The organism is Prevotella sp. kh1p2 (genome assembly GCF_900111525.1).
Classification (GTDB): Bacteria; Bacteroidota; Bacteroidia; order Bacteroidales; family Bacteroidaceae; genus Prevotella.
This window is the reverse complement of the sequence record NZ_FOHY01000002.1, coordinates 22,346-43,217: the sequence shown is the minus strand read 5'-3', so window position 1 is coordinate 43,217 and position 20,872 is coordinate 22,346. Positions and strand designations below refer to the sequence as shown.

At 43.7% G+C, this 20,872-nt stretch carries 16 protein-coding genes; 7 read left to right on the top strand and 9 right to left on the bottom strand.

From position 1 onward, the window contains the following. The 4 genes from BMW31_RS01625 to BMW31_RS01610 are packed head-to-tail and all read left to right on the top strand — an operon-like array spanning nt 1 to nt 3,930. The gene (locus BMW31_RS01625) at nt 1–1,080 is read left to right on the top strand and encodes a PD-(D/E)XK nuclease family protein (protein WP_091820295.1); all 1,080 of its coding nucleotides are present in this window, start codon (nt 1–3) and stop codon (nt 1,078–1,080) included. Further along, on the top strand, nt 1,070–2,194 hold the full coding sequence (locus BMW31_RS01620; RefSeq protein ID WP_091820292.1) for a DNA cytosine methyltransferase: 1,125 nt from the start codon (nt 1,070–1,072) through the stop codon (nt 2,192–2,194). The genes BMW31_RS01625 and BMW31_RS01620 overlap by 11 nt, the downstream gene beginning before the upstream one ends. A gap of 1 nt (nt 2,195) precedes the next feature. Next, entirely contained in the window at nt 2,196–2,765 is a 570-nt protein-coding gene (locus tag BMW31_RS01615) for a very short patch repair endonuclease (protein WP_091820289.1), read from the top strand. Between the two features lie 16 nt (nt 2,766–2,781). Then, on the top strand, nt 2,782–3,930 hold the full coding sequence (locus tag BMW31_RS01610; protein ID WP_091820286.1) for a Fic family protein: 1,149 nt from the start codon (nt 2,782–2,784) through the stop codon (nt 3,928–3,930). Nucleotides 3,931–4,195: 265 nt separating this feature from the next. Here BMW31_RS01610 and BMW31_RS01605 read toward each other — a convergent pair whose 3' ends face one another. The 9 genes from BMW31_RS01605 to BMW31_RS01565 all read right to left on the bottom strand — a co-directional run bounded on the left by BMW31_RS01605 (nt 4,196) and on the right by BMW31_RS01565 (nt 15,003). Then, nucleotides 4,196–5,410, bottom strand: coding sequence for a hypothetical protein (locus BMW31_RS01605; RefSeq protein WP_143049126.1), 1,215 nt, complete (start codon nt 5,408–5,410; stop codon nt 4,196–4,198). Next, nucleotides 5,362–6,312 carry a MobV family relaxase gene (mobV, locus tag BMW31_RS01600; RefSeq protein WP_091820279.1) on the bottom strand — a complete coding sequence of 317 codons (951 nt, stop codon included), beginning with the start codon at nt 6,310–6,312 and terminating at the stop codon, nt 5,362–5,364. Before mobV ends, BMW31_RS01605 begins: the two co-directional genes overlap by 49 nt. 253 nt (nt 6,313–6,565) lie before the next feature. Then, nucleotides 6,566–7,495 carry a DUF6371 domain-containing protein gene (locus BMW31_RS01595; RefSeq protein WP_091820276.1) on the bottom strand — a complete coding sequence of 310 codons (930 nt, stop codon included), beginning with the start codon at nt 7,493–7,495 and terminating at the stop codon, nt 6,566–6,568. Continuing rightward, entirely contained in the window at nt 7,492–8,376 is an 885-nt protein-coding gene (locus tag BMW31_RS01590) for a PriCT-2 domain-containing protein (protein WP_091820273.1), read from the bottom strand. Before BMW31_RS01590 ends, BMW31_RS01595 begins: the two co-directional genes overlap by 4 nt. A 199-nt stretch (nt 8,377–8,575) precedes the next feature. Continuing rightward, a complete protein-coding gene (locus BMW31_RS01585) occupies nt 8,576–10,021 on the bottom strand; it encodes a DUF3987 domain-containing protein (protein ID WP_091820270.1) in 1,446 nt (481 codons plus the stop codon). After that, the gene (locus BMW31_RS01580) at nt 10,014–10,328 is read right to left on the bottom strand and encodes a helix-turn-helix domain-containing protein (protein WP_091820700.1); all 315 of its coding nucleotides are present in this window, start codon (nt 10,326–10,328) and stop codon (nt 10,014–10,016) included. The genes BMW31_RS01585 and BMW31_RS01580 overlap by 8 nt, the downstream gene beginning before the upstream one ends. Before the next feature lie 175 nt (nt 10,329–10,503). Then, a complete protein-coding gene (locus BMW31_RS01575) occupies nt 10,504–11,892 on the bottom strand; it encodes a DUF6043 family protein (protein WP_091820268.1) in 1,389 nt (462 codons plus the stop codon). Nucleotides 11,893–12,013: 121 nt separating this feature from the next. Next, nucleotides 12,014–13,225, bottom strand: a complete 1,212-nt coding sequence (locus tag BMW31_RS01570) for an ATP-binding protein (RefSeq protein WP_091820265.1) — start codon at nt 13,223–13,225, stop codon at nt 12,014–12,016. Nucleotides 13,226–13,482: 257 nt separating this feature from the next. Continuing rightward, complete coding sequence (locus BMW31_RS01565) at nt 13,483–15,003, bottom strand: tyrosine-type recombinase/integrase (protein WP_091820262.1); 1,521 nt, start codon at nt 15,001–15,003, stop codon at nt 13,483–13,485. 620 nt (nt 15,004–15,623) lie between these two features. On the opposite strand from BMW31_RS01565, the gene BMW31_RS01560 reads away from it, so the two are divergent. The 3 genes from BMW31_RS01560 to BMW31_RS01550 are packed head-to-tail and all read left to right on the top strand — an operon-like array spanning nt 15,624 to nt 20,861. Then, nucleotides 15,624–16,319, top strand: a complete 696-nt coding sequence (locus tag BMW31_RS01560; RefSeq protein ID WP_091820259.1) for an RNA polymerase sigma-70 factor — start codon at nt 15,624–15,626, stop codon at nt 16,317–16,319. 56 nt (nt 16,320–16,375) lie between these two features. Next, a complete protein-coding gene (locus BMW31_RS01555; RefSeq protein WP_091820256.1) occupies nt 16,376–17,368 on the top strand; it encodes a FecR family protein in 993 nt (330 codons plus the stop codon). A 28-nt stretch (nt 17,369–17,396) separates the two neighbouring features. Next, nucleotides 17,397–20,861: a SusC/RagA family TonB-linked outer membrane protein gene (locus BMW31_RS01550; protein WP_091820253.1), complete on the top strand. Its 3,465-nt coding sequence runs from the start codon at nt 17,397–17,399 to the stop codon at nt 20,859–20,861. The last annotated feature ends 11 nt before the right edge of the window (nt 20,862–20,872 follow it).

The window sequence follows — 20,872 nt, the reverse complement described above, 5'->3', positions numbered from 1 at the left end:
ATGAAATTCGTTAAAATTCCTGATATTAAGAACACTTGGGACAATGTTGTGATAAAAACATTGTCTCCAAGTTCTTTCTCATGGATAGATACGGGCTGCTCATACCAATTGCTACTTCAAAAGGCTTTAGATTCATTTAATGACAGACGTTATCTTTTACCGACTTCCAAAAGCACACTTATAGGAACCATCATCCATAAGATTTACGAGTTGTCTTCTAAAAAGGAGATCTGCTCTATAAAAGATTTATCGTCCAAATGGGAAGAGCTAGTAAAAGCGCAGGAAGATAAATTGAGCCAATATTATCCAACATTACAAAATGTAGATATTAATGACTATGACAAAAGAAACAAATGCTTCCGTTATGCACTTTCTATTATCAATAGTAGTTCGCATAAAGGAGGGAATTCAGAAAAAACGAAGACTTATTCAGAATATTGGATTGATTGTACTGATATTGGCTTGCGTGGAGTTATTGATAAGCTACGCTTGAATCCTGATGGTGTTGACATAATTGATTACAAGTCAGGTGTTGTTATTGATGAAACAGATAACATAAAAAAGGAATATGTTACTCAGTTGCACCTTTATGCAATAATGTGTGAACATCTTAAACTAGGATCAATAAAGTCACTTTCTCTTGTAGATATTGATGGCAACAGACATTTCGTTAAGTATGACAAGGGCTTGAATGCATCATATCTTATCCAAGTACAACAAACAATAAAAAAGTTGAATCAAATAATTGAAAAACGAGAATTTAACAATGGATTAAAACCATGTGAATCGTGTTCGTTATGCTCAGTTCGCCATATATGTGAACAAAGAGATATGAGCCAAAACACCATTTTCACTGATATTATAGGTGTAGTAAATAAAGTCATCAGTCCTAATTTGTTTGAGTTAGCAACAACCACGGGTGATACAATTACTTTATCGGGATTGGAGGAGTTTCATTTAGACATGCCTGAACAATATGTCGATAAAAAACTATCGCTTATAAACATTCTCAACTCGAACATGGCTAAACCATCTAGCAGTTATAAGATTTCGAATAATACAATTATATATGAATTATAATAAGAAAAAAAAAGATAAAATACCAGTCGTTTCATTTTTTTCTGGTGGCGGATTCATGGATATGGGATTCATGAATGCCGGTTTCCAAGTCGTGTATGCAAATGAATACGAAAAAGTTTTTGCAGAACTACATGACGAGGGTATCTCTTCATGGGGAAGAGGACATAAAAAGAAGTATTGTCCAATTACAAGTACAGAGTCCCTGTCTGATTTATCCCCCGATGCTATTTTAAAGAAAGCTTTCCCTAAAGGAGTTCCAAGTATGTGGGGAATTATTGGAGGCCCTCCATGCCAAGATTTTACTATGAATGGAAAAGGGGATGGGTTTAAGGGTACACGTGGCAAAATGACTCATGTATTCTTTGAGCGTATTAAGAAAATGGAGCCTACATTTTTTGTGATGGAGAATGTTGTAGGTCTTCTTATGAGAAAAGATCCGAAGCGTATTCTAGATACATTGTTATTAAAACTGTTAAGCGAAGATTATTATATTGATCGTACTACTCTGAATGCCCTAGATTTTGGCGTTCCCCAATATCGTAAACGCGTATTTATAGTAGGGCTAAGAAAGGATGCATTTAATGTATCCGATACCATTGAACCTACAATGCAAGACGTTAGAAGTATGCATTTTCCGTGGCCTACTCCCAAGTATCCAGATGCTCATACTACAATTAAATGGCCAGAAGATATCCCTTTTGGAACTGCAAACGTGGAAAAACCTGAAGACATTCCATTTGAGTTATGTGTACAAAGATGCTTAGAGTATGCTGAAGATTTGCCAAATGGTAATGAATATTTCGCTTTTGTAAAAGACGCAGATAAAAGATTGCTTATAAACGAAGGAGATACCAAAAGACGTTCTTTTAAAAGATTGCATCGTTTCCGTTATAGTCCAACCACCTGTTTTGGTAATAATGAAGTTTTTCTTCATCCCTACAAAAACAGGCGCCTTACTGTGAGAGAAGCATTGAGAATTCAAAGCGTAGATGACAAGTATGTATGGGGACCTGGACGACAATCTGCAAAGTTCAAAATCATTGGTAATGGTGTTCCTGTACTTCTAGCAGAAGCTGTAGCAAAGGAATTGTACAATTTGATAACTAATAAGTAATATGGACAGGCTCAACTCACAACAACGCCACGCTAATATGGCTGCCATCCACGGCAAGGACACGAAGCCGGAGATGGTGGTGCGTCGTTGGCTGTGGGGACATGGATTCCGCTATCGACTGAATCATCCAAGACTGCCCGGAAAACCTGACATTGTAATGCGGAAGTATAGAACTTGTATCTTTGTGAATGGATGCTTCTGGCACGGACACAATGTGAGCCTCACCCCCAACCCCTCTCCAAAAGGCGAGGGGAGCAAAGAATTTGATAATTCCGAGTGCTGCAAGATTCCGAAGACGAACAGGGAGTTTTGGGTAGCCAAGATACGGAGGAACCAGGAGCGGGACTTGAAGGTGCAGCATGAGCTGGCTGCGATGGGCTGGCACTCCATTACCATTTGGGAATGTGAACTGAAACCGAAGGTACGGGAGAAGACGTTGGAGTCGCTGGCATTCACACTCAACAAAATATACCTGCAAGACCATAGCATCAGGCACTATGAGATACCAGAGGAAGAACCCATGATGGCGGCAGAGGACGTTTCAACAATATATGGAAATAAAGCAACTTGATAATACGTTATAAGATATGTCACAGAAAGAAGGTTATATAAATTTTGAGGAATACTCACAAGTAGGGGAACCTCAGAAAGCGGAAAGGGCTTACGCATGGAGCACAGCTATCGGTCTTCAGGCGGTAGATGGGCTGACTGTGTCGCAATATCTCAAAGATACAGCCGTAAGGAATATTGAGGGTGAAATCACTATTGATGAAGCTCGTGAACTTATCAAGACCTATTATCAGACAAAAACAAGCCGTGAGCCAGACGACGAAGAGAAGCAGGAAGCCGATAAGGTTTCAGGCAACATCGCGAAAATCATAGCCGAGCAGTCGTTCTCCTTTAGCGTGCCAACACTCATTTCCATCCATCGTCACATTTTCGAGGGAGTGTTCAAGCACGCCGGACAGCTGCGCAATTACGACATTACGAAAAAGGAGTGGGTGCTGCGTGGCGATACGGTACTCTATGGACGGAGTCAAGATCTGCGAATGGCTCTGGAGTATGACATGGAGCAAGAACGACAGTTCGATTATAGCGGATTAAACATGGGCCAGGTGGTGGAGCATCTCGCAAAGTTTGTGTCTAGTATCTGGCAGATACATCCTTTCCGAGAAGGAAACACGCGAACGACGGCTGTTTTCACCATTAAGTATCTGCGTTCCATCGGGTTCGACGTTACTAATCACCTGTTTTCCATGCATTCGTGGTATTTCCGAAATGCGCTGGTACGGGCCAATTACCAAAATATAGCGAGGGGGATTCAACGCGACACGCGATTCTTGGAACTATTCTTCCGAAACTTGCTGATGGGCGAAAAGAACGAGTTGCACAACCGTTATATGCTCGTTAATCCACCAGAAGAACTTGCAGCCCCATCAAGTACCCCCGCAAGTACCCCATCAAGTACTGGTGCTCCATTCGCGACCGACAATGAGAATATTTTGCGGTTGGTCAAAGCTATTGGCCATCGTCAGCTCTCCGTAAAGGAGATGCTTGCTGCCGTTGGTCTGAAAGACCGAATGAATTTTATGGAGTATTCTCTTACCCCAGCAATGGCTGAAGGCTTTGTCTGCCTGCTCTATCCAGACAGACCTCGGCATCCAAGGCAAAAGTATCTGCTAACCGTCAAGGGCTCCGCCCTCTATAACGAACTGACAAAGGATGCGAGCAAATAAAGTTAGACATTGAGTTGCATGGCAAAGACACAATGCCATTTGAAGGAAAATCGAATCACATTGGCGATTCACCAATGTGACTCGGAAAGTGTTTCGTTTAGGCTGGCACCAATGTCTGGGTATCGTTAAAAGAATGTCAACTTGTTTTTGCAAACGTACAATTTGTACAAATGGTAATCTCGGAAAGGGAGTGTCAGAATAACACCCCCTCTCGATGGTATGGCAACTGGCGAGGAATTCTCGGTGGTTCAAATCGGAATAAAAGCTAGCCAATTCCCCAGCCTGTTTTCTTCTTCGTTCCATCCCAGTTGGTAAGTTCACCATTGGAACCGCCACCACCTGTGCTAATACCGCTCCTACCGCCTGCGGCCAGAAGTAGATTCGCCATCAAATCTTTGGTGACCGTCATGGCATCACAGAGTTGCCGAGTGCGAGATGCTGTAAGACCAGCTTTGTACTCGGACATACCTGTCCACGACACCTTTTCTAACAGGTAGGCAGTAGCCATCCTGCGCTGTTTTTCGTCAGTTGGGTCAAGGCCATACTTGAATGCTTCAGCAATGATGCCCCATGCAACAGTGTTATCCTGCTTTGGCTGGAAGTCGTTGTCTTTGCTATCTGCATAATCCCTGATGGCAGCAACACCATCTTTAATCCATTTGTCAATCTGTTTCCTGAAGGCTTCCTTGTTCTGCAGTATGCTCTCCCAGATTTCCTTGATTTCTGGTATACCCAACAATTCTCGGACTTTGTTCTCTGCATTCTCGGCCCGTTGATGCTCACTATATGCCTTGTTGCCTGAACGGACAGCCTCGGACTCGGCTTTGCCAAGTCGTTCCTGTAATTCCTTGATTTCTGCATCCTTCTTGTCCCGAAGCCGGGTGATGGCATTCTCGTCCATCGAGGCTATCCGCTTTCTGAGGACATCGTTCTCTTCAGTCAATCGGCTGTTCTCCTTTTGTAGCTGCTTGTTCTGCTCTATGATGGCTCTTACATTCTGCATGGCTTTATTGTAGAGTGCCTTCCCCAGTTTCAGTATATCCTGCTTCTGGAGTTCCTTGGCTTGCATGAGTGCAGTCTGCATTTCTGTAAGGATAACCTTTATCGCTTTCCGCCGTTCCTCTCTCCATTCCTTCTGCCCGAAAGCAGGGATTGGCTTTTCAAGTTCGGTTTTTATGGAATCCCAAGCATTCTTTACAAGTGGGTCGGTCTTCAAGGTTGGTACAATCAGGTCTTCTTCCTTGATGTCCAATGCCGCAGCATAGTCTTCCAGCTGAGAGATGTTGCCTTCCAGCCTTTCCTTATGCTGCTCTTTGTTTTGTATCTCACCCTCTAACTTGTCCTTCTGTTCTTCCAGGTGTTCCTTTTGCGTCTTCATCTCCTGTACCTCACCCGCCATCTTCTCCTTCTGGCCTTCCAGACGTTCATTCTCTATCTGGTTTTGAGCGATAGCATCCTTGGCCTGGCGCTCAGCCTCCAAAACGGCTTACTCTTGTGAACACGTTCACGACGTTCCTCACCTGGCAGCATGGCGATGTCATCGCCACGCTCAAGACCGTACTTGTGCCCAACCTCGTTATAGTAGTCTGTGTGCATCTGTTTGTAGGTTTCTCCCACGGCATATTTGTCCTTGCCCCATACACTGGCATAAGATACACTTTCCTTTTCCCTCCGTTCGGCTTCTGTTCTTACGAAGTTCGAGCGGATTTCTTCAGGAAGTTTCTTCCATTCCTTATGGGAGAGTACCTTCGACTTGTCATCCTTATGTACATACTTGGCAGATGCCCTTCCTCTGGATTTCGTCTTTGCCACGGGGATAGTCTGAATCTGAATGTGTGGTGTGGTTTCGTCAAGATGAACGTCGAAGCCGATGATGTTCTCCGCTCCCCAGCGGTCACATGCCCAACGGTAGGTGTCCATTGCCCAGTCTTTGATACCTTGTTTCAGCAAGACATGGGCATTGCTCTTTTGAAGGGTGAAGTCCACATCTTGGTCACCGAAGGCAAGTCGGGTCAGTACATCATGGTCACCACTGATGATGATGCCGACAGTGCAGTTCGGACTATTGTCGGAGATTCCCAGGGAATTATTATTGTCCATGTATGGCTTGAAGCCAAGTTCATCTAAGCGTTTCTGCAAACGCTCATGAAGTGGCACGGGATTGGAACCAAGAGGAACGATTTCGCCTTGGCTGTTAATCTCAAAGTTGAGATGCTTGCGCGTGAAATCGTAATGGTTGTTTGTGTCCTGGTTCTTCTGGCGATAGGTGTTCTCGTCCCATCCGCGACGCTCAGGCTCATAGCCTTCCGCTGCAGAAAAGGACTTTGCCGGTGCGCCGACATGGATGGCGGCACGGGGTACATTGTTTCTGGATTTACTCATTTTGTTCTATAGTTTTGAAGTTTATGTATAATTGTTTATCGGGTCTCGGGTGGAACCTGAGTGGAGGGTTGAGGGAGAGAGTCACTCCCTCACAGATGCATTTTGCTTCTGGCTTGTGCCACATGCGGCAACACTGCTGTATAGCGGCGGTCTAACCCTCGGAGAGCATAATGGGACTTTTTAAGGGAGCGCGCGAATCTAAAAGTCCATATTATATTATGGGATTATTCGGTAATCCCTCTCGGCGTAGCATTTACTCAGGAGCAGGAGGAACTTCGGCTTCTAAGCCGCAGTCGCCCTTCCCATGCTCCACATATCGATGGAGCTTGCCACAATAGGTGCCGTTGATACCCTTGTGCGAGAGGGGACACTTGTGGCATTCCGGGGTCCTTCCATGCCATCGTTCTTCCTGAGCCAATAGGATTGATTGCATGACAGCATCCTCTTTCGGCTCTTTCGAAACAGGCTCCGTTTTTGGCGTTTCATCCTGGGAAATGTCGCTGGTGGGTAAAATGCCCACCACCTCCAATCCGAGTGCCTTGACGAGCAATGCGACGTTAGGATTGACCTCCTCCATCCGCATCAGAGCAGCTTCGGCTTCGGTCGGTCGTAAGGGTTGCTGGCTGAGAACCATCTGAGCAATGGTGTGGCAATCGCCTTGCGCTTTCTCCATCACGTCTGAGACATAAAACTGGAGATTGGGAACCGCTTGCAGCGTTTCTTGCCATTTGCTGTAGTCACCCTTATCTGGAAACACAACCACAGGTTTTCCTGCAAGTGGAAGCAAATCGGTGGGAGTGGCCTTTCCTTTCCCAGTTGCAATCCAAACGTATGGTGTCGGGAAGCAACTCATAACGGCAGCAGTCATTTCATCCATCACCAATGCAACCGTCTGGGTGGGGAAGCTATCGAGCAAGTGCTCACCAAACAAGCAAGTCGGTCGCCCGTCTTGATAATACCAACTGTCATCATAGACCTTGCCTGTTTCGCTGTCCATTGTGATGATGCGACCATTGGTAATCTTATGCTCCGAATTGATATGCCAGAATATCGGTTCGCCTTGCTCGGTTGCCCCGATAGGATATCGCTTCATTAGGGCCTCCAGTCGTTCTTGGTCAAACCAGACGAAGCCACAGAGGTATTCAAAGAATGAACTGTTGAAGCTCGTTATCTCCGCTTTCATAGGCAACCCTCCTTCCAGTTGATTCCATGCAGCGAACAGATATGGAAGAACGTTCCGATGTTGATACCGCTGACATTGCGCAGGAGGTTGTCGAACTTCTTGTCTGTTTCAGATGCCTTGTACTTCGGATTTTGCGAGCTGACCTGATGGAACAAGCTACGTCCACGTTCACCAAGTGAGGCCAAAGCTGCACCTACATGGAACCAGTCATCGTAGGTAGCCGTGATGTCGATGCCTTGGTCAGCAATGAGTTTACAACACTTCTCAACCTGTTCCATGTCACCACCACTATATGTACCGGAACTGTGGTATGCCGGTTTGGGTTCCAACCACACCTTAGTATATAATGTAGCCTCCTCATTCACATACGGCTCTGGGTCGTAGGAGATGAAGCGCATCCTGTTCACATTCTTGCATGCTTTGTCAATGATTAGTCTGCTGTTTGCGAAGTCACGTTTCAGCGCTTCGAACTGAGCCTCATGCTTATCAGGATAGGCAATGCGGAAGATAGCAAACCAGCCTTTGCCACGGATGCTACGGCCCGCATAGAGTATCTGGGGGATGTTATGCCACTCATGCTTCATGTCATCAAACCAGTCAACATCCAAGTTATCTTTCTTGTCGATGTCGATACAGAGAAGGTTCGAGTGGGCCACGAGGTTTTCCGCCTTACATGTAGGAGCAAATGTACCTGAGATGGTTGCCACAGGCAGTTGCAACTTCAGGCTCTTTTGCATATCTTCATCCAGTATGGAACGGATATACTCTATCTGTTCCTTGTACCTATCACAGAAGAGGAAGTCGCGCAGGGATATTTCCGTGCCGACATTGTCTTCTACGTTTCGGTAAAAGCTAATCTTTGTATCAAATATACTTGTCATAGTTCTTCAATTTTTAAAGTTAGTGGTTGTAGTTGTAATTGAACCGAAAACCTTGACTTATAAGGCATTGACATTACAACTTGGGTACAACCATGAGGATGTGAGTCCATGATGGAGAGGTGTGTACCTTGGTTGTAGGGTGGTTGTATGCTTATGCCCTTTATCCACAGGCTATTACTAACACCTACAACTACAACCATCATTGTTCTTCGCGTCGCTCAGGCGCAGGCGGAACCTTTAGTATTTTATTGACATACTGCTGAGAAACGCCGAGAGCTTCGGCAAGGGCATTCTGCGACTTGATTGTGAACTGACGATTGACGGCACGTAGCAGGTCACCGTTGGTCATCGGACGCTGTGTGGCTGCCGAGCCTCGTAACAAAGGATATATGCGCTCGATATGGATGCGAGTAAAGTAGTCAGCCATGCGGATGGCATGTTCCATTCCTTCAGCCGTGATAACTGGCTCGTTCCAATGGTCGGACAGCAGGTGCGCCATGATAGCCAGGCGCAGTGTATGGATGTTCATCTTCTGTATCATACCGCTGATATAGCAATCCTCCTCTGCCCTCATGTCATTGTCATCGGCATAGTTGGAGTAAAGGCGGTTTGCCTCATGAGACAACTGGAGGGTTAACGGCTGCATGTTGAACAGTCTGCCGATGATGCCAGTCCAGCTCTCACGCATCTCTAGTGTCATGAACTTACGGTCACATCGCTTTATAAACGTGCCTTTGTCGGGATAGACAAAGAGGAATCGCTGCGTGAAGCCGGAATCCATCAAAGCATCAGTTCCGAAGGTTTTGCCGAGCAGTTCTGGCTGTATACCGCCGTTGATGCACATGGCAGGATCATCAATCAGTTTGGTCTCTTCGGACTTTCTATTAATGGCAAAGCTGACATTAGACCAGATGGAAAGCAATTGTGATAACTCAGCGCCAAGCCCATTACCGCCTTTGGAATAACGGCCCAAGGAATCAATGAACGACTTCAGTTCGTCGGCTACAACCCCAATCATATCACCTTGTGCAAGCAGGGCATTACGAGATTCTGGTGAACTGTCGCCGACTATCCGTTGATGGAATACAGGCTGTTCTCCGCTGTAGTTCTTATCTTCACGCTTGCGTTGGTCATAAGCGGCTTTTTCATCCTGGTACTTGGCAAAGTTGGCTTTGTCCTGCTCGCGCAATGGACGTGTGACTTCTTTCAGAGGCCCTGTCTTGTTGCGGCTGGGCTTTCCCACCATACAGAAAAAGTCGCAGGGATAGTTTGTATAAGGGTTGGTGACGAGCTGTGCCTTTTTCCCTGCCGCGAGGCCAGCAGTGAAGAGACTGTTGACCACCACATACTCCAGCGGACATCCGTAGGACTCAGCAACAGTACGGATATACTCCTGAACCGATTCGGACATCCAATCAATAGGCAACAACGGCTCAGTAAAAGTCGATGCCTTTAGGTGCGATGTTTCCTTGGGTTGGTCAGGTGGAGTCGGCAAAGACTCTGGAAGTTCAAGAGATGGTGCTCGCACTACAGGGGGAGTAGGTGGAACCTTATTTGTAGGCTCCACCTTCTCAGCCTCGGAGTTGATGAGGGAAAGGACGTCCGGCTGTCCATTTCCGTCAAAAGACATGATGGGTTCATCCATGGCATTCCTCCTTACATTTGTTATCACCACCTTCTATAGCAGAAGAGAAAATGTCCATCACCTCTTTCTTGGAATAGAGGTTGCGTCGGCCCATCTTGTGTTTCTTGCTGAGACCCTCGTTCTCCTTTCGCCATAGCGTCGTGTAGGTGATGCGCAGCATGTCGCACACCTCTTCACGGGTTAACCACTCGCCTTCTTCTTCGGAAGACTTCTCGTTCAGACCGCGCTTAGCGCAGACCTCTTCTACAATCTCAGTGACAACCTGCCTGAGGTCATCCATCTGTAACATTACAAAATTTCCTGTCATGTTTTCGCATTTTATAATTTCATGCCGCAAAGGTACAGGAATGCCATAGGGTGTTGCCTTGGTAAAAATCAGCACGATTTCTACCAAGTCAAAATTAACAAATAAGGGTCTTTATTTAACAGTTCAACTCTGAAGGAACGAAAAAAGGATGCCCAAAGTGAGCATCCTTGTAAGTTTAGTTGATATTGGGATTGATTGCAGATAGCAGACGAAGTTTTATGCCTGTCGCATACTTTCGTCCTCGTCTTATCTGAGCATCGGAAACATCAAGATTACCACTGTTATCTTCTGACACGATGGCGTTATAAACAGCCTCGGCCCAGTTAAAGCCTTTACTAATGTGGTAGTCGGGGAATTTCTCTCTCATAGCTGCATGGAAGGTGCGATAATTATAATCACCGTTTGTGAGGCCACCTTTTACCAATGCCGCGAAGATATAAGGTAAGATGATGTCTGCATCATCGACTTGTTTCCACTCAGAAAGTACCTTCTGGATCTCACCAATAAGAGTAGTGGCATCCTCTAGAGGCAGCATTTCCTCCAATAGAACATATGTACTTTTCCTTCCTCTGCGACCTTGTACTTCTATCAGGGCTGCATCTATGACCTGCTTGGTTCCACCTTTCTTCAACTTCTGGGTTACTTCCTTCCATTGGCTCTTTGAATAGCGGGCCTTGTCGATACTTGCACCGATGAGGGCTTCCACACATCGCCTTCCGATAAGCTTCTCCCAATAAGGGCTTTCAGGTTTCAGAAAAGTCTGGGATATAAGGTCGGCTGCATGAAGGAATCCATTGTCGAAGATGATCCAATAATAAAGACTGAACAGGTAAGGGTTCTTGTGAAGCAGTCGCTCACGGATAGCTTCATTGTTGAGAGAAGAATCAAGCATTTCAGACAAACGACCTTTCAAAGGATTTTCATCTCTTTCCATCAGGCTTTGCTGGTAGTGCTTATTACCAGGGAACAAGGATACCACGATTTTCATCATACCTTTCACACCTTTGGTCGAAAACATTTCCATCAGGAAGAAGAAGTTGGTCTGGATGAAAGTCATGTCGCCATCGTAGGCTTTCTGGAACGTATTCGTAAACTCCTTATATTCTTCTGGATGGCCATAGTGCCAACGTCGAAGAGTAAGGATGTTCAGCTCATCTGTCGTTATCTCGGCTACCTCCTGTTTACGGTTCTGCTTGTAGAACCGCTTGTAATCTTGGATGGCTTCGAAGATTTCCTGTGCGTCTGGCTTCTCGACTTTATCCGCTATGGCATCAGCCAATCGGCCTTCACCATTGTCAAATAGGAGATAACAGCACAAGCAGTATACAGAAGCATCACCAGACTCGACAGCCTTTGCGTACAACTTGTCTATATCAAAGCCTTCCTTCGACGACACGGCAGCAAGATTGACAATGACTGATTGCAGCGGTTCTGCATTGCCGTCACCAAGGTCTAAGATGTTCTGATGGTACGGCTTCAGCAGTTGCTCTTCCAAGTCTTGCTTGAACTTGAAATAGACATCTGCGTGGGATTCTTTCCAATCTAATAGTACTTCCTCACTCATTTAGACGAATACATTGAATTGTTAAATACGGAATAAAAACGCGCTTATTCCGCTAAAACTACCCATTTGGCGAACTCCATAGCGGAATAAGCGGTGATTTGTGAGTGAAATTGCATATATGTCACTTCTCCAACCCATTTGTTAAGAACCTCCTGAGATGAAGATGGGTTATGCCATTGTCATCAGATTTGGTAACCAATGGTGTCATAGAGATGACATATTTGGGATAGTTGTCCTTGATGGCACGAAGGTTGCCAAACTCACGCTCATATGTCTTATCGTCGGCTATGATATAAGAAGCCTGAACATAGATTCTTTCGCCTTTTGGCTTGGTACATACAAAGTCAATCTCACCAGCCTGAAGTTGTCCGACCATTACTTCATAGCCCAGACGAACAAGGTGATTATAGATGATATTTTCTATCACCTTTTCAATATCTCTCTCACGCGAACCACCTACAAGGGCATTACGAATACCATTGTCTTCAAAATAGAATTTATCGTTGCTCTCAAATATCTTCCGTCCGTGGATGTCATACCTGTTCACCTTGTGGATCATGTATGATTCGCACAGATACTTAGCATAATTGATAATAACAGTGGAGGTAATGTTCTCTCCTTGCGACCGCATGTACTTTGCGATGCTGTTGGCTGAGATGATTTTCCCCGCGTTGTCAGCAAGGAAATGCACAAGGTTTTCCAGAAAAGGAACATTGCGGATATTATTCCGCTTGATCACATCTTTCAGCAGTACGGTGCTATATACATCCATCTGGTATTCCCGTGCATCCTGTTCGTCGAGTCCTATCTTTTTCAAGCCAGGCAGTCCACCAAACTGAATATACTTTGCCAACGTATCATCGCTATCGGGCAACTCATGGAACTCCATGAATTCCTCGTAGCTTAGTGCCTGGACATAGACTTCTTTGTAGCGACCACCTATTTTGTTGGCCAAATCACCACTGAGCATGTTGGAGTTTGAGCCTGTAACGATGATTTCAATATCAGGCTCCTCATAATAACTGCGAATACTGTTTTCAAAACCTTCTATATCCTGAACTTCATCTATCAAGATGTAGTTGGTCTTTGTCTTGTCTCGCCGTTCATCAATATAGGCATTCAAGTCCCGGTCGGTCTGAATGTCGGCAAACTCATGTTTCTCTTTGTCAATGAAGATAATGTTTGCATGAATATCTTCTGCAACTTGATCCCTAAAGAGGCGTAGGGTGTAGCTCTTTCCAACACGACGTTGACCGACGATGATAATGATGGTGTCCTTACCAAGATGCTTAGCTATCTTGTCAAGATAACTTTGTCTAACGATTGCTTTCATATCTTTTATAGATGAAATTTGCTGCAAAGATAATAATTTTATCTTTTATAAAAGATAAAATCTGCAGATTTTTAACTTTTGTGTTGTATAAAATGTGTCATATACCCTAAAACCCATGCTAATCCAAAGTGTTTTCATGCCTCTTCTTACACTTTTCCAGGACGGAATAAGCCAAGTATTTACATTTTTCCAAGATTCATAATCTTCATAAGTTGGCGCAATCTCGACTTTTTTGCCAGATTGCGCCAAGTTGTAACCTATTTAGAAGCCTCTTCCATCAGTGCTGCACGTTCTTCCTCACTCATGTTCTTCAGCATTTCGAGTAGTTTGTCCTTTTGTTCGGCAGCGTTCTCTTCTTTGTTTTCTTCTTCGTCATCTATCACTTTGAGCAAATACGAATTATATTCCAACATTTTCTTTAAAGGGTATGGGCCAATGTATTTTGAGGTTATGTCTCCACTATCACTATGCCCCATGCCGCCTTGTATGTATCTATCTGGCACATTACCAGTGCTGGTCAAATTGGTGGCGAAGCTATGACGAGCCCAAGTAGGAGTCAGCGGAGCTTTTATATCCAACAGCTTTGTGACTTTTTTCATGTGGTTACGGATATACTTGTTGTAGCGTTGTACTACCCACATTTCTTGTTCGGCTGTAATAAACTTGCTCATAATGGGGAATACACGCTGGCCAAGCTTGGGCTTGTTGGCATGTCTATCGAGGATTTCTTGAATCTCATGCGTAACGGGGAAAATGACCTCGCTGCCATTCTTATTGCGTCCCTTTGTCTTGTGACGATGAAATCTCATTTGCTTGCCTTCAGTGGCAAAATACCAATCGTCATATTCCAGACGGAGAGTATCTGCCAGGTTCTGACCATTGCCAAGGTACATGAACAGAAGTAGACCAAGGTCACGGAATATTGCATCCTTTTCTTTCGGAATGAATAATTCCTTTCCGTTTTCGTCTTTCGCCTCCCCTTTTTCCCAAAACTCGTATAGCTGTTTCCAGACAGCTGGCCCTACAAAATAACCTTTCCGACTTTCCATTAGATTGTAGCCGGTATTTTTGAACATTTCTTTTGTGTTACCTTTTATCAGTCCACGGTCAATAGCAATGTTGACAATAGTTCGGAATGTTCGCATCAACAGTCCTATGTAAGAAGAACTCTTCTCTTCGTCTTCCAGTTTCTTTCTCCATTTCATTACAAAGTCATGGTCTATATCAGAGAATGCCACTTTGTCACCATTATCCTTGATAAACCGATTCATCACATCTCGGCCAACTCGGGCAGACCCGACACTATCTTCATCCTTTTTGTTTTGGCGATATTCCTCCCAAATTTTATAGATGCTGGAATCTCCGTCCTCCCTTCCCTGATAGAGGTCTTGAAGTCGTTTAATGGAGAAACGCCCTTCATCTACAAGTTGGTTGGTCATATCCTTGATTTTCTCCATTAAGGCTTTCAGATCATTCCGTTCTGCCAGTTGGATTCTTCTACCTGTTTTCTCATAATCGCAGAGTTGAATCCACTCTTCCATCGTGTATTTCTCGCCAAGTCTGAGAAAAGCCTTCTTCCCTTCATGCGCGATTCTTACAACAACTGGTAAGGGCTGACTATAATCGCCAGCCTTACGGATGTCAAGCGTCAATGAACCAAAAACACTTCCATTGGAAGATGTGAATTTGGCCAAACATTTCTCGCCTCGGCTGCTTTTTTGCTTGTCGTTAGAAGCCGAAAGGTGACCTTCTGTAACCTTTTCCTTTTTTGATTTCATAATTCAAATGTCTATAATATCCTTATTTTATAGGGCCTTCAGATTATAGTCTGGGGGTATTTTGGGTGACCTTCAGGTGACCTTTCTCCCGAAAACTGCTGCAAATTTACTACATTTTCTGCAAACCACAAAATTTATAACTCATTTATTTATCGACATTTAGGATTTTTTGAAATTCCATAAAATAACCATGGAAAAGACTCATAATCTGGAGGTCCCAGGTTCAAGCCCTGGCTGGTCCACTACTGAAAATCAAGGAGTTACAGCAATGCAACTCCTTTTTATTTGTTCTTCTGTGAAATTCAGGTGAAATTCAAAACGAGAAACATTAGGTAAATGGTTTCGTGAAATTTTATAATATTACATTAGATAGGACTATGATAGAATTTAGTAAAGCAGTTTTGTCATGCATGATATTATCCCTGTTCCATTCCATTCAACGACTATCGTCTATTTATTGGAAAATTCGATTCTTTCTTAAATTCTATACCTTCTATCCGCACTATCTCAAAATATTTTTTATATTGGGATACGCGAGTTAGGAATCAGAAAGTATTTGTAAAAGTTGCTAATCTCGTTATTTATTTATATCTTTATACTTGAAAACAAGCAAGTTATAAATGTTGTTCGTAGTATTGCACTTGCAGGTTGACTCTTTAACTGCTAGTACAATTATTACTGAACGGATTTTTTCCTACAGGAAGCTAAGGGTGTTTTTGCTTTTTTGCGACATTAATAATAAAGAAAGACTATTGAATCTAATGTTAATCAGTGCTGAGAAACTTAAACTGCTGATCCACGAGATGTCTTTCAATGCCTCCGAGGATGCATTGAAAGAGATTTATATAGCCTATTATTCCAAACTCTTTGATTTGGCATATTACTATGTGAGGTCGCGGCAACTGGCTGAAGAAATCGTTCAGAATTCATTCATGAGTCTGTGGGAACGGAGGAAGGGATTGCAGGAAGTACATAACTTCGATTCATATGTTTATGGGATGGTAAGGAATATCTCGGTCAGCGCACTACGGAGGCAGCCTCGCCATGAAGGGTCTGATATAGAGAGTATGAGCTCTGGTACTCTGAAAACGACCGATACGCCAGAATCTCTCTACCTCTCGATGGAACTGATGGACAGATTATATGCGGCCATTAATCAGCTTCCTGAGCGATGTCGGTTGGTTTTCAAGTTGGTAAGAGAAGAGAACCTGAAGTATAAAGAGGTGGCTGCTATGCTGAATATATCAATCAAGACAGTTGAGGCACACATGGCATTGGCAATAAAGAAAATGAGGGAAGCTATTGAAGCGGAATAATTTTCCAGGGATACACTAAGGGTAAAACGGGAAAACGACGACTAATAAATAAAAGCATGAAGGAAACCATGGACTACAAAAATATTAACGCTATAATAGCAAAGGTATTGTCGCATGAGGCTACACTAGATGAGATAATTATCTTTGGAAAGTGGGTCAACGAAAGTCCTAATCATAAACGAGATATAGAAGTTCTTTCTGAGTTTTGGGATGTGGCATCAGATGCGGAGGCTCTGTCGACAGAGATATCATTCGATCGGAACAAGGATATGATCTTCGGGAGAAAGAATGACGACAATCACAAGGATAAAACCGGCTACGGGAGTCGCAAGAGACTTGTCTTCCTTTCGATAGCGGCGTCGGTATTGATAATTCTTTCGTTAGGAATTTATACATTGATAAACGGGTTAAACCCTTCACAAAACTTTGTGTTGTTGACACAGGACAATATCGCTCGCTATGTGTTGCCAGATAGCTCGGTAGTGGTATTGAACAAGAACAGCCGACTGACTTATTCCGACCGCTTTGTGGCGAATAACCGCAAGGTGAAGCTGGAAGGCGAAGCTTATTTTGACATACGGAAACATAATAAGAAGAGGTTTGTTGTCGAAGTAGGTAACTCTGAGGTTGAAGTCTGGGGGACAAAATTCAATGTCAATGCCTGTAATGCAACTGAAAGTATTACGACAACCCTCATAGAGGGAATAGTGCTTTTCAAAGGTGGTGGCCAAGAACGGTTAATGCAGCCAGACCAGCAATTGACCTATTATCCTAAACAAGGATTCATTAAAAATGCGAAAGTGGATGCCTGTTTGAGCGTAGAATGGAAAGACCATGTGTCTCGCTATACTTCTATCCCACTATCTGAACTTATTCTTCGCATAGAAGAACATTATAATGTGGAGATTGTGCTTGCCGATAAGTATAAAGATATGCGCGTATCAGGAGCACTTTCCAATAACCAAAGTTTGCATCAGACCCTGAATGTGATTCAGAGTAGTGTGGGATTCCAATGGAAAAAAGCGAAGGGAAAAATCATAATCTATTAATAATTGACCCCCCTAAACCTAAACAGAAATGATTAACAAACAACAAACACTAACTTTTATGCGGTTGGCATCATGGAAATTCATGGTATTTTTATGTATGCTTGTTTTGTCTGGGACAGTCAACGGTAATGCTCAACAGACAATACTGACTCAGAAATTGAAAATAGAGCATACAAAGATGTCCCTTCGCGATTTGTTTAGAACAATAGAGAAGCAGAGTAATTTTCTATTCTTCTATGTTGATGCTGATATAGACGGTATCATGGTTACACCGCCGTCGGGAAAGACAATCTCTAAAGTGCTCGATGCAGTATTTAAAGACCTGCCGCTCACTTATACTGTCAAAGACAGAAATATCACCATATCTAAGAAAGGCGTAAACACATCCATTTCGCAGAAGCAAGGCATCCTCCAAGGCTCTTTAATTAGCGGAACTGTGAGGGATGCACAGGGCGAACCATTGATTGGGGCCACAGTCACCATGAAGAACAATGCTTCGGTTGCGGCTGTTACCGACCTTGACGGGAATTTCTCACTATCTGCCCCGACCAATGCCGTACTGCTGGTGTCATATGTCGGGCATGAGACAAAGGAAGTGAAGGTCAGCGGTCGTAAAAATATTCATGTGGTACTGAGCGAAGGACAAAATTTGCTCAATGATGTCGTCGTGATTGGTTATGGAACCCAGCGTAAAGTGGATATAACAGGTTCTGTTTCAACAGTAAACATGGAAGACATGAAACGCTCGGTGGCAAGCAATGCTGGAGAAGCTTTACAAGGCCAGGTTGCGGGTGTAAATGTAAGAAACAGCGGATTACCCGGAAGTTCGTCCACCTTGGCTATTCGTGGTGTAACTTCATTTGGAAGCGTGACTCCGCTCATTATCGTTGATGGAATAGAAAGCAATCTGAACAATATCAGTGCGCAAGATATAGAATCCATCCAGGTGCTAAAGGATGCCCGGGTTGCTGCCATCTATGGTGTACGCGGTTCGAATGGTGTTATATTGGTTACAACAAAGAAGGGAAGCTCTGGTGCCGTGAAGATTACTTATAACGGTATGGCTGGCATAACCTTCCCTTTACATGGCAATGTCTTCAATCTGGCCAATTCTGAGGAATATATGCAGATTCTGAATGTCGGGCAGCCTGGTAATGAACTATTTGCCAATGGTATGCCTGACTATCTTTACAATTCACCTCTTGGCAGTGGTGTGGGGTTTGAAGGGGATGCCCAAGTGGCTGCAAGTAACTATTTTAGGGAAGATCCTAATAAAGGTTCGAACTATCTGATTCAGGCGGTAAATAAGAAGGGTACGGATTGGTTCCATGAGGCTTTTAAACAAGCATTTTTTCACGAGCATAATCTTTCGGTGTCTGGAGGCAGCGATAAGGCTCGCTATTTTTTCTCGCTGGGCTATCTTGACCAAAACGGAACTCTTACTGAGACCTACTTGAAACGCTATAACATGCGTGTAAATACGGAATTCAATATAGGCAAGTATATTAAGGTGGGTGAAAATTTCAACTTCTTCTATAAAAGCTATCTGCCGATGACCACTGGCTCTGCTTATGGTCGTATACCAGACTTGTACACATTGCTACCAATTATTCCAGTACATGACATTATGGGAAACTGGGGCGGGACATGGATAGGTCCACAATTAGGAGCAGTTTCAAATCCTGTAGCTGTTTTGAAGCGTACTGCAGCCAATTCTGACTACGACTCATATAATATGATAGGTAATATCTTTGCGGAGGCGACTTTATTTGAAGACTTGAAATTTAGGACAAGTTTCGGTATTAATAACTATAATACAACTTATCAGACTTTTGAGGGAGCGCAGGCAGAAAACGCGGAACGCAGTACGAAGACCAATTCTCTCTCGGTGAACGCCTTGCAAGGTTCTACTCTTACTTTTAGCAACACATTAAACTATAAGAAGAGTTTTGAAAAGCACAAATTGGACTTGTTAGTCGGTATGGAAACTATTAAGACCTATTCAAAGACCCTTAATGGGCAGTCTAATGATTTCTTTTCTGACAATAAACATTTCCTCTTTTTGCAGAATGGTGCAGAGCGGTTGCCGGGTTCCAGTAGTATAGGTCATACGGCTCTATTATCTTATTTTGGTCGTGCGGATTATAGCTATGATGATAAATATCTAGTAGGTATAACCATTCGGAGGGATGGCTCTTCATACTTCGGTTCCGAGAACCGATTTGGAACTTTCCCCTCTTTCTCCATTGGGTGGCGAATCTCACAGGAGAAATTCATGCAGGGCATCTCTTGGCTTAACGATTTGAAATTGAGAGCCAGCTATGGCGTACTCGGCTCCCAGAATAATGTTGCGGCTCAAAATCAGTATTCTACTTATGCCAGCAGCCTGTATCTTTCTGCCTATGATATTTCGGGTACCAGTAATTCCGTCGTAATGGGCATGTATCGGCAGCGCATCGGTAACTCTGCAACAGGTTGGGAAGAAGATATAGTGCAGAATATAGGCTTGGATGTTGTAGCATTCAATAATTCGTTTGACCTTCAACTGGACATTTACAAGAAAAGAATCAATGGTTTGCTGCTCACCGAACCGTTGCCGTCTGTAATCGGTGCTTTGGTAACCTCACCTACGGTTAATATCGGTGATATCCAGAATGTAGGTTTTGACCTTTCCGCCAGATATCGTTTCCGTGTAGGCGAGTTTAACAACTCCGTAGCTTTCAATATTTCCCATTACAAGAATAAGATTGTAGATCTTCCCGATCCTGGATATTTTAACTCGGGATCTGCAAGAAATGAGGAGGGACATCCTACCGGAATGTTTTATGGTTATAAAATTATGAAGATTTTCGACAGTCAGGAAGAGGTTGATAATGCACCGACTCAAGACGGAGCTGCTCCAGGTCGGTTTAGGTATGTAAATACGAACGATGACGACAAAATCAACTCGGAAGACCGCCAGTATTTAGGTAGCCCACACCCAGATTTTACCTATGGGTTTATCTTGGGGACACAATACAAGGGATTTGATTTGTCGGCTCAGTTCTATGGTGTACAAGGAAACACTATTTATAATCAAGTAAGAATGTCAACAGAATTTTTCGCAAGTAATGTAACAGGTAATAAGAGCCGAAAACTGTTAAATGCATGGACACCGGAGAATACGAAAACGACGGTTCCGAAGATAGAAAATGTGCAGACATTCAGTACCACCAATGTTTTTAACTCATACGCTTTGGAAGACGGTTCTTATCTCCGCTTGAAGACCTTGACCTTGGGTTATACATTCAATCCTGGAAGCTCGCTGATGCGTCGGTTGCAGATTTCCAATCTGCGTATCTACTTTCAGGCAAGTAATTTGTTTACCATCACTAACTATTCGGGGGCAGACCCTGACATTAGTGGCGGGTCTCCGGCCAATTTTGGTGTGGATGTAGCAACTTATCCTACCAATGAGCCTAAAATAAACTTTGGACTTACCATTACTTATTAAACAACCAATCA

What these genes read in the sequence shown, in the direction of transcription:
- BMW31_RS01555 (WP_091820256.1), top strand. Translation starts at nt 16,376, where the DNA reads ATGAAGGAAACCATGGACTACAAAAATATTAACGCTATAATAGCAAAG.
- BMW31_RS01570 (WP_091820265.1), bottom strand. Translation starts at nt 13,225, where the DNA reads ATGAAAGCAATCGTTAGACAAAGTTATCTTGACAAGATAGCTAAGCAT.
- BMW31_RS01560 (WP_091820259.1), top strand. Translation starts at nt 15,624, where the DNA reads ATGTTGTTCGTAGTATTGCACTTGCAGGTTGACTCTTTAACTGCTAGT.
- BMW31_RS01625 (WP_091820295.1), top strand. Translation starts at nt 1, where the DNA reads ATGAAATTCGTTAAAATTCCTGATATTAAGAACACTTGGGACAATGTT.
- BMW31_RS01550 (WP_091820253.1), top strand. Translation starts at nt 17,397, where the DNA reads ATGATTAACAAACAACAAACACTAACTTTTATGCGGTTGGCATCATGG.
- BMW31_RS01585 (WP_091820270.1), bottom strand. Translation starts at nt 10,021, where the DNA reads ATGGATGAACCCATCATGTCTTTTGACGGAAATGGACAGCCGGACGTC.
- BMW31_RS01580 (WP_091820700.1), bottom strand. Translation starts at nt 10,328, where the DNA reads ATGACAGGAAATTTTGTAATGTTACAGATGGATGACCTCAGGCAGGTT.
- BMW31_RS01590 (WP_091820273.1), bottom strand. Translation starts at nt 8,376, where the DNA reads ATGACAAGTATATTTGATACAAAGATTAGCTTTTACCGAAACGTAGAA.
- BMW31_RS01565 (WP_091820262.1), bottom strand. Translation starts at nt 15,003, where the DNA reads ATGAAATCAAAAAAGGAAAAGGTTACAGAAGGTCACCTTTCGGCTTCT.
- BMW31_RS01610 (WP_091820286.1), top strand. Translation starts at nt 2,782, where the DNA reads ATGTCACAGAAAGAAGGTTATATAAATTTTGAGGAATACTCACAAGTA.
- BMW31_RS01575 (WP_091820268.1), bottom strand. Translation starts at nt 11,892, where the DNA reads ATGAGTGAGGAAGTACTATTAGATTGGAAAGAATCCCACGCAGATGTC.
- mobV (WP_091820279.1), bottom strand. Translation starts at nt 6,312, where the DNA reads ATGAGTAAATCCAGAAACAATGTACCCCGTGCCGCCATCCATGTCGGC.
- BMW31_RS01615 (WP_091820289.1), top strand. Translation starts at nt 2,196, where the DNA reads ATGGACAGGCTCAACTCACAACAACGCCACGCTAATATGGCTGCCATC.
- BMW31_RS01595 (WP_091820276.1), bottom strand. Translation starts at nt 7,495, where the DNA reads ATGAAAGCGGAGATAACGAGCTTCAACAGTTCATTCTTTGAATACCTC.
- BMW31_RS01620 (WP_091820292.1), top strand. Translation starts at nt 1,070, where the DNA reads ATGAATTATAATAAGAAAAAAAAAGATAAAATACCAGTCGTTTCATTT.